At 35.5% G+C, this 14,932-nt stretch carries 13 protein-coding genes and 1 pseudogene; 10 read left to right on the top strand and 4 right to left on the bottom strand.

All coding sequences use genetic code 11. The features are described from left to right. The first annotated feature begins 79 nt into the window (after positions 1 to 79). The 8 genes and pseudogenes from CN288_RS14775 to CN288_RS14810 all read left to right on the top strand — a co-directional run bounded on the left by CN288_RS14775 (position 80) and on the right by CN288_RS14810 (position 9,611). Positions 80 to 526 (top strand): GNAT family N-acetyltransferase, encoded by a 447-nt coding sequence (locus CN288_RS14775; RefSeq protein WP_026592020.1) that lies wholly within the window; start codon positions 80 to 82, stop codon positions 524 to 526. 30 nt (positions 527 to 556) lie between these two features. Further along, positions 557 to 901 carry a YunG family protein gene (locus CN288_RS14780; protein ID WP_026592019.1) on the top strand — a complete coding sequence of 115 codons (345 nt, stop codon included), beginning with the start codon at positions 557 to 559 and terminating at the stop codon, positions 899 to 901. A 92-nt stretch (positions 902 to 993) separates the two neighbouring features. Continuing rightward, the gene (locus tag CN288_RS14785; protein ID WP_026592018.1) at positions 994 to 2,319 is read left to right on the top strand and encodes a bifunctional S-methyl-5'-thioadenosine deaminase/S-adenosylhomocysteine deaminase; all 1,326 of its coding nucleotides are present in this window, start codon (positions 994 to 996) and stop codon (positions 2,317 to 2,319) included. A gap of 182 nt (positions 2,320 to 2,501) precedes the next feature. After that, positions 2,502 to 4,130, top strand: coding sequence for a peptide ABC transporter substrate-binding protein (locus CN288_RS14790; RefSeq protein ID WP_098302547.1), 1,629 nt, complete (start codon positions 2,502 to 2,504; stop codon positions 4,128 to 4,130). Between the two features lie 327 nt (positions 4,131 to 4,457). After that, positions 4,458 to 5,354 (top strand): annotated as a pseudogene (locus tag CN288_RS14795) (thiamine pyrophosphate-binding protein); the annotation flags it as partial. A 622-nt stretch (positions 5,355 to 5,976) separates the two neighbouring features. After that, a complete protein-coding gene (locus CN288_RS14800; RefSeq protein ID WP_098302548.1) occupies positions 5,977 to 6,492 on the top strand; it encodes a GNAT family N-acetyltransferase in 516 nt (171 codons plus the stop codon). 492 nt (positions 6,493 to 6,984) lie between these two features. Beyond that, positions 6,985 to 7,869 carry a hypothetical protein gene (locus CN288_RS14805; protein WP_255259983.1) on the top strand — a complete coding sequence of 295 codons (885 nt, stop codon included), beginning with the start codon at positions 6,985 to 6,987 and terminating at the stop codon, positions 7,867 to 7,869. 323 nt (positions 7,870 to 8,192) lie between these two features. Beyond that, entirely contained in the window at positions 8,193 to 9,611 is a 1,419-nt protein-coding gene (locus tag CN288_RS14810; protein WP_098302549.1) for a PQQ-dependent sugar dehydrogenase, read from the top strand. 119 nt (positions 9,612 to 9,730) lie between these two features. On the opposite strand, the gene CN288_RS29615 is transcribed toward CN288_RS14810, so the two are convergent. Continuing rightward, positions 9,731 to 9,856 carry a hypothetical protein gene (locus CN288_RS29615; RefSeq protein ID WP_255259984.1) on the bottom strand — a complete coding sequence of 42 codons (126 nt, stop codon included), beginning with the start codon at positions 9,854 to 9,856 and terminating at the stop codon, positions 9,731 to 9,733. A 182-nt stretch (positions 9,857 to 10,038) separates the two neighbouring features. Between CN288_RS29615 and CN288_RS14815 the strand changes: the two genes are divergently transcribed. Continuing rightward, entirely contained in the window at positions 10,039 to 10,578 is a 540-nt protein-coding gene (locus CN288_RS14815) for a hypothetical protein (RefSeq protein WP_441296561.1), read from the top strand. 114 nt (positions 10,579 to 10,692) lie between these two features. Here the strand turns inward: CN288_RS14815 and CN288_RS14820 are convergent, their stop codons facing one another. Continuing rightward, entirely contained in the window at positions 10,693 to 11,991 is a 1,299-nt protein-coding gene (locus CN288_RS14820) for an Nramp family divalent metal transporter (RefSeq protein ID WP_026592011.1), read from the bottom strand. 536 nt (positions 11,992 to 12,527) lie between these two features. Between CN288_RS14820 and trhO the strand changes: the two genes are divergently transcribed. Further along, entirely contained in the window at positions 12,528 to 13,502 is a 975-nt protein-coding gene (gene trhO / locus CN288_RS14825; protein ID WP_026592010.1) for an oxygen-dependent tRNA uridine(34) hydroxylase TrhO, read from the top strand. 62 nt (positions 13,503 to 13,564) lie between these two features. On the opposite strand, the gene CN288_RS14830 is transcribed toward trhO, so the two are convergent. Further along, positions 13,565 to 14,020 (bottom strand): YfbM family protein, encoded by a 456-nt coding sequence (locus CN288_RS14830; protein ID WP_255259985.1) that lies wholly within the window; start codon positions 14,018 to 14,020, stop codon positions 13,565 to 13,567. A gap of 324 nt (positions 14,021 to 14,344) precedes the next feature. Next, positions 14,345 to 14,890 carry a GNAT family N-acetyltransferase gene (locus tag CN288_RS14835; protein WP_026592008.1) on the bottom strand — a complete coding sequence of 182 codons (546 nt, stop codon included), beginning with the start codon at positions 14,888 to 14,890 and terminating at the stop codon, positions 14,345 to 14,347. Between the last annotated feature and the right edge of the window lie 42 nt (positions 14,891 to 14,932).

A 14,932-nucleotide genomic window follows, 5' to 3' on the forward strand; every position in this document is an offset into this window, starting at 1 on the left:
GGGAATCATGAGTGAGTTTATAAATGTAGAATATATAGAAAGAGATTTTCAAGACATAGCTACAAAAGGAGAGGGAGAAATGAAAGTAAGGGAAGCGTTATTAAACGAAGCAAATGAATTAAGTGAGCTAGCACTAAATTCAAAAGCAACTTGGGATTACAGCGAAGAATTTATATTAGCATGTAAGGAAGATTTAACAATTACAGAAGCGTATATTGTCAATAACTACGTATATGTTTTAGAAAATCAAGGAGTAAAAATTGGTTTTTTCTCGTTTTTGCGTAAAGAAGAGGATGCTCTTGATTTCTTATATTTACATCCAAATTATAAGGGGAAAGGTTATGGGAAACTTTTATGGCAAAGTGTTGTAGAAAGAGCAGCTAACTTGGGAATTAAGAGATTTACAATTGATAGTGATCCAAATGCAAAAGGGTATTATATGAAAATGGGCGCAAAATTAATCGGTGAGACACCTTCAACTGTTTTTAAAAATCGGATTTTGCCACTTTTACAATATGATGTATAGAATCGATATTACATAGGGGATGCTGAGAAAATGAATGAGTTAAAGTTTGCAGAGGTGTACGAAATCTTAAAAAAGTCGTGGTCAATTGAAACAAGCTCAAAGTGGACGATAGAAAATCCAGCAAAAGGGCAATGCGGTGTAACAGCACTTGTTATACACGATTTGTTTGGAGAAGAAATAAAGAAGACGCAAGTTGACGAAGTTTGGCATTTTTACAATATGATAAATGGCAAACGATATGATTTTACATCATCACAATTTTTTGAAGAGATAACTTATATGGACATTCCTTCTAATAGAGAAGAAGCATTTGCAGACACGAATGAAAGGCAATATTATACTTTAAAACAAAAAGTGCATATCTTTATGCAATAGAATTTGTCTGAAGTGAAATATCTTTTGACTCTCAATGTTTAATAAGTTACTATAATGGTGGTAACTTATCGAAAGGAATATACTTTATAGAGTTGAGAGGGGAAAAACTTTTGAAAACAGCTTATGTAAGCGCTGCGATTGCAACGCTAAATGAACAGAATGAAGTGTTACGAAACGGATATATCATCGTAGAAGATGATAAGATTATAGAAGTACAAAATGGAGAATTTTCTAATCAGGATCAAGTGGATGAAGTAATCGATTTAAAAGGAAAGTGGTTATTGCCAGGTCTTGTGAATACGCATACACATGTTGTAATGACTCTTTTACGTGGCATTGGTGATGATATGCTGCTCCAGCCGTGGCTTGAAACAAGAATTTGGCCACTGGAAAGTCAATTTACTCCAGAACTTGCTGTTGCGAGTACAGAACTTGGTTTATTAGAAATGGTGAAGAGTGGGACAACAACATTCTCTGATATGTTTAATCCGATTGGTGTAGATCAAGATACTATTATGGAAACGGTCCGTAAGAGTGGAATGCGTGCTGCAGTTTCAAGAACTTTATTTAGCTTTGGAACGAAAGAGGATGAGAAGAAAGCAATTCAAGATGCGGAGAAATATGTAAAACAATATTACAGTGAAGGCGACATGTTAACAACAATGATTGCCCCTCATAGTCCATATACATGTTCTACAGAAATGCTAGAAGAGTGTGCACGCATTGCGATGGAAAATCAGACAATGGTTCACATCCATCTTTCGGAAACAGAGCGTGAAGTACGTGATATTGAAACGCAATATGGCAAACGTCCAGTAGAGTATGTGGCAAGTTGTGGTTTATTTCAGAGACCGACAGTTATTGCACACGGGGTTGTGCTAAATGAAAATGAGCGCGCTTTCTTAGCAGAACATGATGTTCGTGTTGCTCATAATCCTAATAGTAATTTGAAATTAGGATCTGGTATAGCAGATGTTAAGACAATGTTAGAAGCGGGAATCAAAGTTGGTATTGCCACAGATAGTGTTGCATCTAACAATAACCTAGATATGTTTGAAGAGCTCCGCGTTGCCACTTTATTGCAAAAAGGTATCCATAAGGATGCAACTGCACTACCCGTTGAAACAGCTCTTTCATTAGCCACCAAAAGTGCGGCAGAAGTAATTGGAATGAAACAAACAGGTTCAATTGAGGTAGGGAAATGTGCCGACTTTATTACAATTGATCCATCCAATAAGCCGCATTTGCAACCAGCGGAAGAAGTATTGTCACACCTTGTTTATGCCGCGAGTGGGAAAGATATATCAGATGTTGTAATTAACGGAAAGCACATTGTGTGGAACGGTGAATGTAAAACATTAGATGAAGAGCGAATTATTTTTGAAGCGAGTCGTTATAAACGAGGGTTGAAGATGTAATTGAAATAGACAAATTGATAAAGAACGCTATCCTTTTTAATGAAATACAAGAGGAGAGCGTTTTTTTGTGAATTTTATGTGAAACGAATAAATATTCAACAGAATAACACGACTTTATACTAGTCTTTCTGCTATAATGTATAGCGTTTTATAATATTATTCGAATTTAAGGAGAAAAATTCATGAAGCAGAAAAAGAGCCGCTTACTAGCAATTACACTTGTCACATCTTTAATTTTATCGGCTTGTAGTAGTAAAGCGAATAAAGTTAATAAAGAGGATCAAAAACAAGTGTTAAACGTAACAGTATCAGAAGAAATCCCTTCTCTTGATACAGCCAAAGCGATGGATGGTACATCATCACATGTGATGCAAAATATATTTGAAGGGTTATATGTACTAGATAATCAAGATAACCCCGTACCTGGTGTGGCGAAGTCATTTGAGAAAAGTGAAGATGGGAAAAGATATACATTCCATTTGCGTAAAGATGCAAAATGGTCAAATGGTGAATCAGTAACAGCACATGATTTTACTTTTGCTTGGAAACGGACATTGAGTCCTGAAACAGCCTCTCAATATGCGTACATGTTATTTTATATAAAAAACGCACAAGAAATAAATAAAGGTACATTGGCTACTGATCGACTAGGAGTAAAGGCATTAGATAATTATACGCTAGAAGTACAGTTAGAACAGCCTGTTCCGTATTTACTGCAATTATTAGCATTGCCTATTTATTTACCACAGCATGAATCATTTGTGAAAGAACAAGGAAATCGTTATGGATTAGAGCCTAATAACCTAATATATAATGGAGCGTTTGTGTTAGAAAAATGGAAGCATGAACAAGAATTTCAATTAAAGAAAAATAATACTTACTGGGATAAAGGGAAAGTGAAGCTAGATGAAATAAACTTCCATATTGTAAAAGATACAATGACGGCTGTAAATTTATATGAATCTGGTACTCTTGACCGTGTGCCTATTAATTCTACATTTGTAGAACGATACAAAAACAACAAGGGGCTACATGTGTCAAGTGAGTCAGCCATAGCGATGCTTCGACTTAATGAAAGAAATGCTACACTAGCAAATAAAAAAGTTCGTCAATCTATTTCTTTAGCATTGAATAAAGAGGAATTTGTAAAGCACTTTATAAATAATGGTGCAACTCCTGCACAAGGTCTGATCCCAAAAGGATATAAGAATGAAGCAACTGGGAAGGATTTTAGAAAGGAGAATGGGAATATTGCTAGCTATGATTTGCAAAAAGCAAAAAAACTTTGGACAGACGCTAAAAAAGAGCTTGGCACAGAAAGTATTACAGTTGAGCTCCTGACATTTGAACAAGACAATGCAAGGCGTATGGCAGAGTATATAAAAGGCGATTTGGAAAAGCATTTACAAGGTTTAACAGTGCAGATTAAACAGCAACCATTTAAGCAAAAATTACAGCTAGAACAAACAGGGCAATATGATATATCTATGGTAGTGTGGGGGCCAGATTATAAAGACCCGATAAGTTACTTAGAATTATTTACGACAAATAATTCTAATAATAAGATGGAGTACTCGAATTCTTATTATGATGATCTTATAAAGAAAGCAAAATATGATATTGTACAAGACCAACAGAAAAGATGGGAGACCTTACAAGAGGCAGAGCGAGTAGTCTTGGAAGATGCTGCAATTGCCCCGCTTTATCATACTGGTTCAGCATATATACAGAAGGAATATGTCAAAGGTATTGAGAAGCACCAATTTGGTGGGGTGTATACGTATAAACATGCTTTTATAGCTGAAAAATAATAAGGTGGAAAAGAGCTAATTACTTGATACAGAAGTATTGGCTCTTTTTTAAATTTTAAAGTAAATAATTCGGAGTTTGTTCTTTCTCTGTGATGGACATTTTTTGTTATAAGAAATACATCTCTAATTTCAACGTTTTTTTGCACCGGTTACTCTTTCATAACACATTTGTGCTAGTGTTAGCTACCTCCCTAAAACTACGTTGAATGACTTATGATAGTATCTTTAGCTCAGCACGGCGGATAACCTGTTTGATGAAAAGGAATTCTCAAAAAGAGTGCTATAAAACAAGACAAGCCAAAGAAATGGATAAGGAGTGAGCAAGCGATGGACAACATAATAAATGCGGGCAGCTTTGGTTTGCAAAGCAGGACGGCTCAAAAAGCGGTTGGCCAGTATTTGTTCGATTGCTTGAAACTGGAGGGCATTACCGAAATTTTCGGCGTCGCAGGGGACTATAATTTTACACTTCTTGATACCTTGGAGTGTTATAACGGTATCCGTTTTATAGAAGGGCGGAACGAATTAAACTCGGGCTATGCCGCAGATGGCTATGCAAGAATCAAAGGAATATCCGCTCTTATTACGACCTTTGGGGTCGGGGAGCTTAGCGCCTGCAATGCGATAGAGGGAGCCAACAGCGAGCATGTGCCAATTATTCACATTGTGGGTGCGCCTCCTGAGAAGGATCAAAAAGAGCACAAGCTGATGCACCACACCCTAATGGATGGAAATTTTGATGTCTTCCGCAAGGTGTATGAGCAGATTACGGCTTATACCGCAGTACTTACGCCGGAAAACGCCAAGATTGAAATTCCGGCTGCGATTCGCATTGCTAAGGAAAAGAAAAAACCGGTATACCTGGTTGTAGCCGATGATTTAGTGAACAAGGCGATCACGGTCCGGAAAGAGCCGGTACCACCACGTCCAACGTCCAACCTGAAAACCCTTCAGGCTGCGGTGAATCATGTCCATCGGCTGCTGGAGCGTGCAAAGCGTCCGGTTATCCTGGTGGATGTGAAAACAATGCGTTTCGGGCTTCAGACAGCAGCTCGGCAGCTGGTCGACGCCATGAACGTTCCTGTTGCAACGATGATGTATGGGAAGGGGGCATTCGACGAGAGCCATCCAAATTATATCGGAATGTACCTAGGCTCTTTCGGAGGTTCTGAAGTCCAAAGTAAGGTGGAAAGTGCCGAAAGACTCTGTATCATTGAAATGATCGCGGGGAATCCGATGGACGCACCTAAATATATGCGACAGATGCGTAGTTATATGGAGAAGCAAGAAATGCAGCGTAGCCAGAAATAGTTCCAAATAACAAGAATGTTCCCGAATGATGGATATGACCTTTAATAGGTATCCTTGACAAACGGTTATGTAGAAAATTAGCATTTTTAATTCGTTTACTACAGTTGGGTTCCTGAAATTTGCTAAGAAATCTGTTCTATTACTCCCACAAGTTAAAAAACATTAAAATGATGTTTTTTAACTTGTGGGTCACTATACATCGCCATTAAGTAAAAAAGGTTGTATCCTAAAGCGAAAAAAGTGAACTTAATTCTCATGAATAAAAGTGGAAAGAAAAAAATTCGTTTTGATGCATTTCAAAATCTTAAGTTGATAGATGAGGGGTACCGTCAGGAAAATGCGGATTTATAACGGCGAGCTTATTTTCAAGACGATTCCCCCGCTTTTAACAACTGTAGCCTTGGAATACAGTTTGATTAAAAATGTGATTTTAATTGAAATTGAATATCATATTTTCTTTTTATCCTATATGACAAAAGTGAGAATGTTACGATATTAACGCGAAAAAAAGGGCTGTTAATGGTAGGTGAAAGAAATGGAAATTGATGAAAATGCTAAAGGAATTTCTTTTAGGGCATTAAAATTAGAGGATTATGACGTTGTTTTAAATTGGAATAAAGATGAACGATTTTGTGAAGCAAATGGCTGGCAAAAAAATAGAGATAAAGATGAATTATTTCAATGGTGGAATCATTGTGTAGATAAGCAACGAAATGATTTTATTCGTTTTGGAATTGAATATAATAATAGACTTATTGGCTATGCAGATTTAGCAAAGATAAGAAATAATAGTGCTGAAATTGGTATTGCTATTGGGGATAGCAAACTCTGGGGCATGGGAATTGGTACTCAAACTGTTAATAGTCTAATCCATCATGCAGTCAAAGAATTAAGAATCACTATATTTTACGGTGAAACGCATGAAACAAATCTCCGTTCAAGGAAGATGATGGGGAAATTAGGTTTTACTGAGGTTAGTCGTATTGGTAGTGAAATTTATTTAGACAAAAAGGTTAAGTTGATACAGTATAAATTATGTTTGGAGGAATAAGAAACGGGAGGGCGAATCATAACTATTCGCTTACCGAAATCATTAAACTTTATTATAAAAATATATAGCTTGCAAAATTTTAGCCCCCGCATTTTAATCAAAATACGAGGTTTTTTTATGATGAAATCAAAGTTTTTAGCTACTTTTCACTCAAACTTTATTTCAATCCAACATCGGAATGATTAAGCTGTATGAATCATAAAGTCATTTTAAAAATAAGCTCTGAGATGAATGGTGGAAAATTAATTTTTCTCCATTCACAGCATTGTATTTTCAGAATAGATAATTTTTTAATGGGCTATTATGTTAAACTAAAATATAGATTTTTAATATGGCAAAGGTGGTGAAAAAATGGCAGAGAAAAACAGAAGAAATAAGCTGTATTATACAATCGCTTTTCTCGTTTCAACAAGTTACATCTGGGTTTTAATTATATCTGCATACAACATGGGTATCCCGCAATATAACAGTTTGATTTACGGTATTCTTCTCATGACAGCTTTTACATTTATAATTACAGTTCCATTACTTTATATAGGTTTACCCCTAATATGTATTGGCGCTGTACTTGCCATGTTTCGAATATTCTCTGTAAAGCGAATGTTGACTTATTATGCATTATCTTGGTTGATCCTATGGCTTGCTTTAGAGATCCCTTTAAGCATTTATGGTAATCATGAAGAAAAATACATATTTACAGAACAAGTAAAAGAGCAACACATCATAGAAAAGGTAAAAGAGGCAGTAGAAAAAAACAATGGTCCTATTAAGATTACGGATGAGCTTAAACAAAGTATGCTGGAATGGAATGAGGGTACAGGGAGTCCCGAATATCCTATTTTAGAGATTAGATATGAATTATTAAACTGCGATAAACAAAAAGACGAAAAAATAAATGGGTATTCCTGTACAGCTTCTATTGAAGCGCATTATAAACAGGAAAAATGGTTGATTGATTTTGATTCAAAAGAAAATGCAGGAGGAATGAATTTATCTAAAAATAACCAACAGGCTGAAGAGAAGGCGAAACAGGAAGCTCTTACTTCTGAAGAAGAAACGAACATCCGAAAAAATGCTGAATCTGAGGCAATTCAATTTTTAAAAGAGAAGTACAATTTAAATTTAACACTCGTTAAACAAACATTTGAAAAGAGTATAAACTCAAACAAGAAAGAAAATAGACCATCGAATCCAGTGCATGAAATAAAAATTAACGGTTATTTAAACGAAGATTCCAAAAAAGATGTCACAGTAAGGGTGGAATACGATCCTTTAACCAAGAAGTACTGGTCTCATATATATGCATTTGAAATGAGTGATGAAGCACAGAATGAAATACAAAAACAAATCGATTTAAAAAAGGAGAAAAATAATTAATATGGAATCCGATTTGGTATATTATTTTAACCCCGCCTTAAAATTAGGGCGGGGTTATTGTTGATTTGAAATAAAGTCGTGATGTTTATAAAAAAATTGTGAACCTTTACCCTCCTAGGTATTTTTGTCAGAAGATGTTCTTTTTGACTAGAACAAAAAGAACATCTGAATAAAAAGTGGATTAAGGAATTATTTAGTGACATAGAGTTGTTCCGTTAAAGGGCCATATTCTTGAGGGAATCCCTGGTCCAAATTTGATACTAATAGAACAGTTCTAATCATATTCTTATGATAGAAAACATTAAAAAGGGGTGTAAAGTTAGTTGATAAAAGTTAAAGTTAGTTTACGGCCCATTGTAAGTAAGATAAATTTACCCACCGTTTTGAAAACAGCTATACTTCCGGGTGACTCAATTGAAAGATTATTTATTGCAACCCAGGTAGGAGAGATTTTTTACATAGGAAACGGAGTTATAAGGACTTTTTTAGATATTCGCCCGCGAGTCATAAAATTAGGTACTTCTGAGGAAGGTGTTTCTGGTAGTGGATATGATGAACGGGGATTGCTAGGGCTAGCATTTCACCCAGAATTTTATTATAACGGTCTGTTTTATCTTCATTATTCAGTAGCTGGAACACAAGGTCCAGGTGCCCTTTCTGAACATTTTAAGCCTAACCCATGTGATTCCAGTACTTTAAACCTAAGGTGGACAAATAGAGAAACGCAATATGATCATATTGATACAGTTGAAGAATGGATTTTACAATCGAATGGTCAACCTCAAAAACGACGGACATTACTTAACTTAAGAAGACCATTTTTTAATCATAATGGTGTCAATAGCTTAAACTTTTCACCTGAAACCGGAAAACTTGTTTTAACAACTGGAGATGGTGGGGCAGGCTATGATCCATTTAATTTAAGTCAGAATGATATGGAGATAGCTGGTAAAATAATTGAAATTGATGTAGTTAAGAATACATCTATTAATAATCCACCCGTAGTCACGCGCTTTAATGAACTTCCCTCATCTATCCAGGAAACGCTTACGGTAATTGCCAAAGGGGTTCGCAATATAACAGGCATTTCATTTCAAAGGTTTTATAATCAGTATATCAAATATGTGGGGATTGTCGGACAGGACCTGGTAGAGTCGATTTTTTCATTCGTTCATTATAAACCAATACCGGTTACTCAGCTTATTCAAGCTTCTTTAACTGACCAAGAAGGATTTATTAACTTTGGCTGGCGAGGGTGGGAAGGTGCTTTTCCTACTTCGTTTATAAAGGGCTGTTCTGCAAATCCGACTTTGGTTGAGAAAACAATTGCTTATTACAATGAAGCAGTAAAAACTTTAGTAGGGCGTCTTCAGCCTTTAACTAGTTATTTTCATAAAGATCCCCGACCCGATAAGTTTGGAGGAACTGCACTTACAGGAGTCCAGCCATATATGGGGAATGAAATCCCAAATTTAACGGGAAGCGTCGTGTTTACCGATCTTGCCAAGAATGAAGAATCTCGACCTCCGGTTAGAGGAGTTTTAGCTTATACCAGGGGAAGTACAAATTGTAAACTAAATGATTTTAGTGTTATTGAAACGGATTATAATTTTGGGTCTCAATCAGCTTATTATGTTAATTTGGGAACGAATCTGGATCAAACCAGACTATATTTAGGAGTTTATGGCTCTATGAAAGTAACTGATTTTAACCAAGGTACTGTTTTTGAAATTGTTCCATGATTTATAACTATAGGATTTGATAGATATTCCCTTTATAAAAAGTAACACCGGAAAGTGGCAGGAGAAATCCCTCAGCTATTACTTTTCTTCAGGTTGGAGTAAGCACTAACACCTTACCATCAATCTGTAAACGTTAAGTTAATGGGAGTTATAAGCTTTTTAGCAAATACTTCAATTCCATATCCTAATGGAACTAAGATATCTTCTGGCTTTAAAATTCTTTTCATAGTATCCGCCCGATACATTGTACCCCTTAGAAAAAGCTTCTATTTTTGAATATTCACGGAGGGACAGTCCTCATTCCAATTGATTACTAACAGGCAATACAGCATAAAGCGCAAGGGAATGAATAGTATAGAAAGTGACGAATTGGATGTTTTTAGGGGGTGTTTGAATCGATCAGTTTGTTCGTTATTGGTATCAATCGATGATAGAGACAGATGCAAACTATGTTCACGTAAGAAAGATGGCCCTTGCAACCAAGTTAGTTATTACAGCTGTATTGAGCACATTTGCCGCTATGTTTCAATCAGCGGGGGGCTTTATGCCTGGTATAGGCTTTCTGATTAGTATTCTAGCGACCTTACCAATTTTTTTAACTACTTGCTTTTCTATCCGCCAGGGAATCCTTTCTTATACCCTTACGATTTTCCTTTTATTTATTATTCAGCCGAGTGAACTAATTATCTTTCCCTTTACAACAGGTTTATTAGGTATAGCGATGGGGGCGGCCTTTTTACAATTTAAGAGGAGAGTTGTGGTTGTTTCCTTTTCATCAATATGTTTACTTACAGGTATTATAATGCTTTTGTATGTATTTCGTTTTCCAGTGCTAGGCCCTACTGTTGATACAACTATGGATTCGAAAGTTATTGCAATAATATGTGTATTGAGTTTTCTTTACTGCTGGATCCTCGCGGAGCTTTGTAGAATACTCATGAATAGATTGTGCCAGGTATTGTCTTAGCAGTTGAGTGAAATCTTTTTGAACGAATATAAGATGAAGCCGAATACAAAAGAGAGAATATGTAACGTTACTGTTGAAATAAAAAAGAAGATCTCATNNATGAGATCTTCTTTTTTATTGACCAGTAAATGTCTGATACAGCAAGAAAATATTTAAAGCGATAACTAACGCAGCAATTAGCCAAGCAATTGCGTTTGTAATGCGATGGTTCACTAGCACACCCATAATCTTTTTGTTACTTGTAAACATAATAAGAGGTACTAATGCAAATGCGATTCCGAATGATAATACAACTTGACTCATGACAAGGGCATGAGTTGGATTCACTCCTAACGCAATAATAACAAGAGGTGGAATCATTGTAATAAATCGTCTTAAATATAAAGGAATATGCATGCGGATAAATCCTTGCATAATAATATCACCAGACATTGTACCAACAGAAGAACTAGATAAACCAGCAGCTAACAATCCAATCCCAAAAAGGCTAGCTGATACAGGGCCAACTAAATTGCTAAACTCATTAAAAGCGACATCTAAATCTTTAACATGTAATCCGTTTTTGAAGAACAAGGCAGCTGCTACAATTAGCATACTTGCATTAATCGCTCCAGCAATCACCATTGCAATAATGATATCAATGAATTCAAAGCGGAAAATCTTTTTGCGCTGTTCATCTGTTGTTCCGACTACGCGGCGTTGTGTTAAAGCAGAATGTAGATAAATCGCATGTGGCATTACTGTTGCGCCTAAAATTCCAGCTGCAAGTAAAATGCTATCTACACCTTGAAATTTAGGAATAAACAGTCCTGAAAGAAGAGGGCTTAGCTCTGGTTTCGCATAAAACACTTGTACACCAAATGCAATAACAACGATAAAGACCATTCCTGTAATAACAGCTTCTAATGGACGGAAGCCCCTGCGTTGAAACTCCAGTATAATGAATGATCCAACTGCAGTAATTAAAGCAGCGGGTAACATTGGAATACCAAACAGTAAATATAATCCTAACGCAGCACCGATAAATTCAGCTAAATCAGTAGCTATAATAACGAGTTCTCCTTGTATCCATAAACCAATTGAAACGGGTTTTGGAAAATGTTCACGAGCAACTTCAGGCAGGTTCTTTCCGGTAGCAATTCCGAGCTTTGCTGATAGAGACTGAATTAATACGGCCATTAAATTGGAAGCTAGAATCACCCAAAGTAATAAATAACCATATTGTGAACCTGCCGCAATATTTGTAGCGAAGTTTCCTGGATCAATATAAGCTACGGATGCGATGAATGCAGGGCCAAGAAAAGGCAATAATTTTTTTAATCCTTTTGTTTCGCCACTTAAAGCTAGGTGGGCAGATTGAATTGTTGTACTTTGAGGAGGGACATGTTCATCTTTTGTTATATCTTTATTCATAGTAGTTTTCCCCTTTAGTTTCTTAACTTGATGCAATTATTGTATTTATTCTTTTGTTCTATTTCAATACATTTAGATATTTTAGATGATGTTTTTATTTGAACATAACTGTTTCCTTAATGCAAATTATATGACTGTATACAATAAAATGTGTGATCGGAATAACTATGTAACAAAAATAAATAAAATAGCTCACATACAGTTATAACTTTAGGGATTGTAGGAGAATAAAGAGAGTTGACTTACAATATGGAGTGGAAAAAAGTGCTTTCAATTGTAAAATAGGATTCACAGCATATTAATTGCTGGAAACTAATTTGTATGTTATATAATATATTGGGATTACATTACAACCGTATTGGATTGTTATGTGATCTCGTTTTTCATTTGCGTTAACTTCAGGGAAAACATTGTAAATAGGAGAAAGTTATTTGAACAATAGGTAACAAATCTTTTCTTATTCTTATATGTTCCGATATGATCGTTAACTTATACATGATTTTAAAATATCGAATTAGATAGGTGGTAAAAATAAAATGTTAAATACAAAACCATACAGAGTACTGCTGTATTACATGTACACTACAATTGAGAACCCTGAAGAGTTTGCTGCTCAGCATTTAGAATTTTGTAATTCACTTGAGTTAAAAGGGAGAATTCTTGTAGCAGAAGAAGGGATTAACGGAACGGCCTCAGGTACTGTCGGGCAAACAGAGAAATATATGGAAGCAATGAAGAACGATCCACGATTTGCTGGAATCGTTTTTAAAGTGGATGAAGCGGATGAGCATGCGTTTAAAAAAATGCATGTGCGTCCTCGTCCAGAGCTTGTTACACTTCGTTTAGAAGATGATATCAATCCGAAAGAAACAACAGGAAAGTATTTAGAACCAAAAGAGTTTTATGAAGCAATGCGAGAAGAAAATACAGTTATCATTGATGCGAGAAATGATTATGAATTTGATCTAGGCCATTTTAGAGGCGCAATTAAACCTGATATTAAATCATTCCGCGAGCTACCAGATTGGATTGATGAAAATAAAGAAATGCTCGAAGGCAAAAAGATTTTAACGTATTGTACAGGTGGTATTCGTTGTGAAAAATTTTCAGGCTGGTTAGTTAGAGAAGGTTTTGAAGATGTAAGTCAGCTTCACGGCGGGATTGTAACGTACGGAAAAGACCCTGAAGTGCAAGGTGAACTATGGGATGGACAATGTTATGTATTCGATGAGCGTATTGGTGTACCAGTGAACCAAAAAGAACATGTTATTGTTGGAAAAGATCACTTTACAAAAGAACCATGTGAGCGTTATGTAAATTGTGCAAATCCAGAATGTAACAAACAAATCTTATGCTCAGAAGAAAATGAACAGAAATATTTACGTGCATGCTCACACGAGTGCCGTGTGCACCCACGTAACCGTTATGTGAAAGAACATGAATTAACAGAAGAGCAAGTAGCTACTGCATTAGAAAAAATTGAAGCAGAAAATCAAGTGAAATTAGGATAATAATTGACTTTAATAAAAAATGGATCCCATCGTAAAAGAGAGGATCCATTTTTTATTTGTATTTAGATAATGAAAAAGATTACACATTGTTTGTTTGAAACAGCTTGTTTATATAAAGCCTTAATTTCTAAAAAATAACTATAAGTATATTCGAATATCTCATCAGAATCATCATCTTCAACGAGTGGATAAAGTTGTTCATCCATTAATTCTTGAAAGTTGTACATGTTGTTGAAATCAGATTCGCTTAAATCTTTTATTGCAGAATAGGTCTCTTCGACTTCACTAGTTGTAAGATAAAAAGTACCGAGCAAATCGTTATCTATGATAGAATCATTAAGAGGTACGACATGTCCAAGTGGTGGCTCCCCTCCGCCAATCTCACCACATAAAGTAAAATGAAGTAACTGCCATGACTTATCGATATCTAAATCGGACTCTTTAAAATAAAGATCCAACTCTTTATTTTTGATTTTACTTAATTCCTCATCTGTAACTAATAGATACTGTCCAATCATCCCCATAATAGCCAGCTCCTCTATTGATTTTTAATTTAGTATATCATATTTTATGTAGGTGTTTTTTGGGGATAGAAGAGGAATTTAAGTCATTTATAAGATGTGAGAAAATATAGATTATTTCTGGTGAAGCAAAACAAGGGAAATGTTTAAAGAAAAGAGTAGGCCATAAAAATTTGTGGTCTACTCTTTTTATAAGGATCCATTTATTTATTAAAACTAAATGTTATAAGGATGTTTCCGTGTGTTTTCTTCCTGAAATTTTGATTTTTATGGCGGAAGTAAAGCTTTCGTATTATTGATATTTGCTAAAAAGAAGAGCAGCTATTTACTCTTGTTATAAGCAGATTTTGTTAAACCATAAACAACAGTATCTTCATACATTCCCCAGTATAAACAACTTTGTTTAAATGTTCCCTCATGCTTCAATCCTAATTTTTGCATGACTTTAGATGAGGCAGGATTTTTAGTGAAAGCATCAGCATAAATACGGTTTAGTTGCAATTCTTCAAATGCATATGTAACGATGACTTGGCCGGCTTCTGTGCAGTATCCTTTCCCCCAATATGATTTACCTATCCAGTATCCTAGCTCACCTTTATTATGTTTTTTATTAATAAAAAGGTATATGCAACCGATGAGCATATTTTGCTCATTAACCATTGCAAAGTGAAAACTGTCACCCTTATCCATAGCTGTATGAGTAGAGGTAATCCACTCTTCTGCCACGTCATCTGGATAAGGGTGAGGAATAATTGTAGTAGTCTTAGCAACCTCTTTATCTCCTGCTAATTCTTGAACTCTCGGAGCATCGTCTAATTCAAATGGGCGTATTGTTAATCTTTTAGATAAGAACATTGGATATTGCATTTTTTCTCATCCTTTCTAACCACACAATTCTTTACTATAATA

The sequence above is a fragment of the Bacillus sp. AFS023182 genome (assembly GCF_002560575.1).
Classification (GTDB): Bacteria; Bacillota; Bacilli; order Bacillales; family Bacillaceae_G; genus Bacillus_A; species Bacillus_A arachidis.

Coding starts and splice junctions, on each gene's coding strand:
- CN288_RS14790 (WP_098302547.1), top strand. CDS start 2,502: ATGAAGCAGAAAAAGAGCCGCTTACTAGCAATTACACTTGTCACATCT.
- trhO (WP_026592010.1), top strand. CDS start 12,528: ATGTTAAATACAAAACCATACAGAGTACTGCTGTATTACATGTACACT.
- CN288_RS14830 (WP_255259985.1), bottom strand. CDS start 14,020: ATGATTGGACAGTATCTATTAGTTACAGATGAGGAATTAAGTAAAATC.
- CN288_RS14800 (WP_098302548.1), top strand. CDS start 5,977: ATGGAAATTGATGAAAATGCTAAAGGAATTTCTTTTAGGGCATTAAAA.
- CN288_RS14835 (WP_026592008.1), bottom strand. CDS start 14,890: ATGCAATATCCAATGTTCTTATCTAAAAGATTAACAATACGCCCATTT.
- CN288_RS14815 (WP_441296561.1), top strand. CDS start 10,039: ATGATAGAGACAGATGCAAACTATGTTCACGTAAGAAAGATGGCCCTT.
- CN288_RS14780 (WP_026592019.1), top strand. CDS start 557: ATGAATGAGTTAAAGTTTGCAGAGGTGTACGAAATCTTAAAAAAGTCG.
- CN288_RS14820 (WP_026592011.1), bottom strand. CDS start 11,991: ATGAATAAAGATATAACAAAAGATGAACATGTCCCTCCTCAAAGTACA.
- CN288_RS29615 (WP_255259984.1), bottom strand. CDS start 9,856: ATGTATCGGGCGGATACTATGAAAAGAATTTTAAAGCCAGAAGATATC.
- CN288_RS14805 (WP_255259983.1), top strand. CDS start 6,985: ATGACAGCTTTTACATTTATAATTACAGTTCCATTACTTTATATAGGT.
- CN288_RS14775 (WP_026592020.1), top strand. CDS start 80: ATGAAAGTAAGGGAAGCGTTATTAAACGAAGCAAATGAATTAAGTGAG.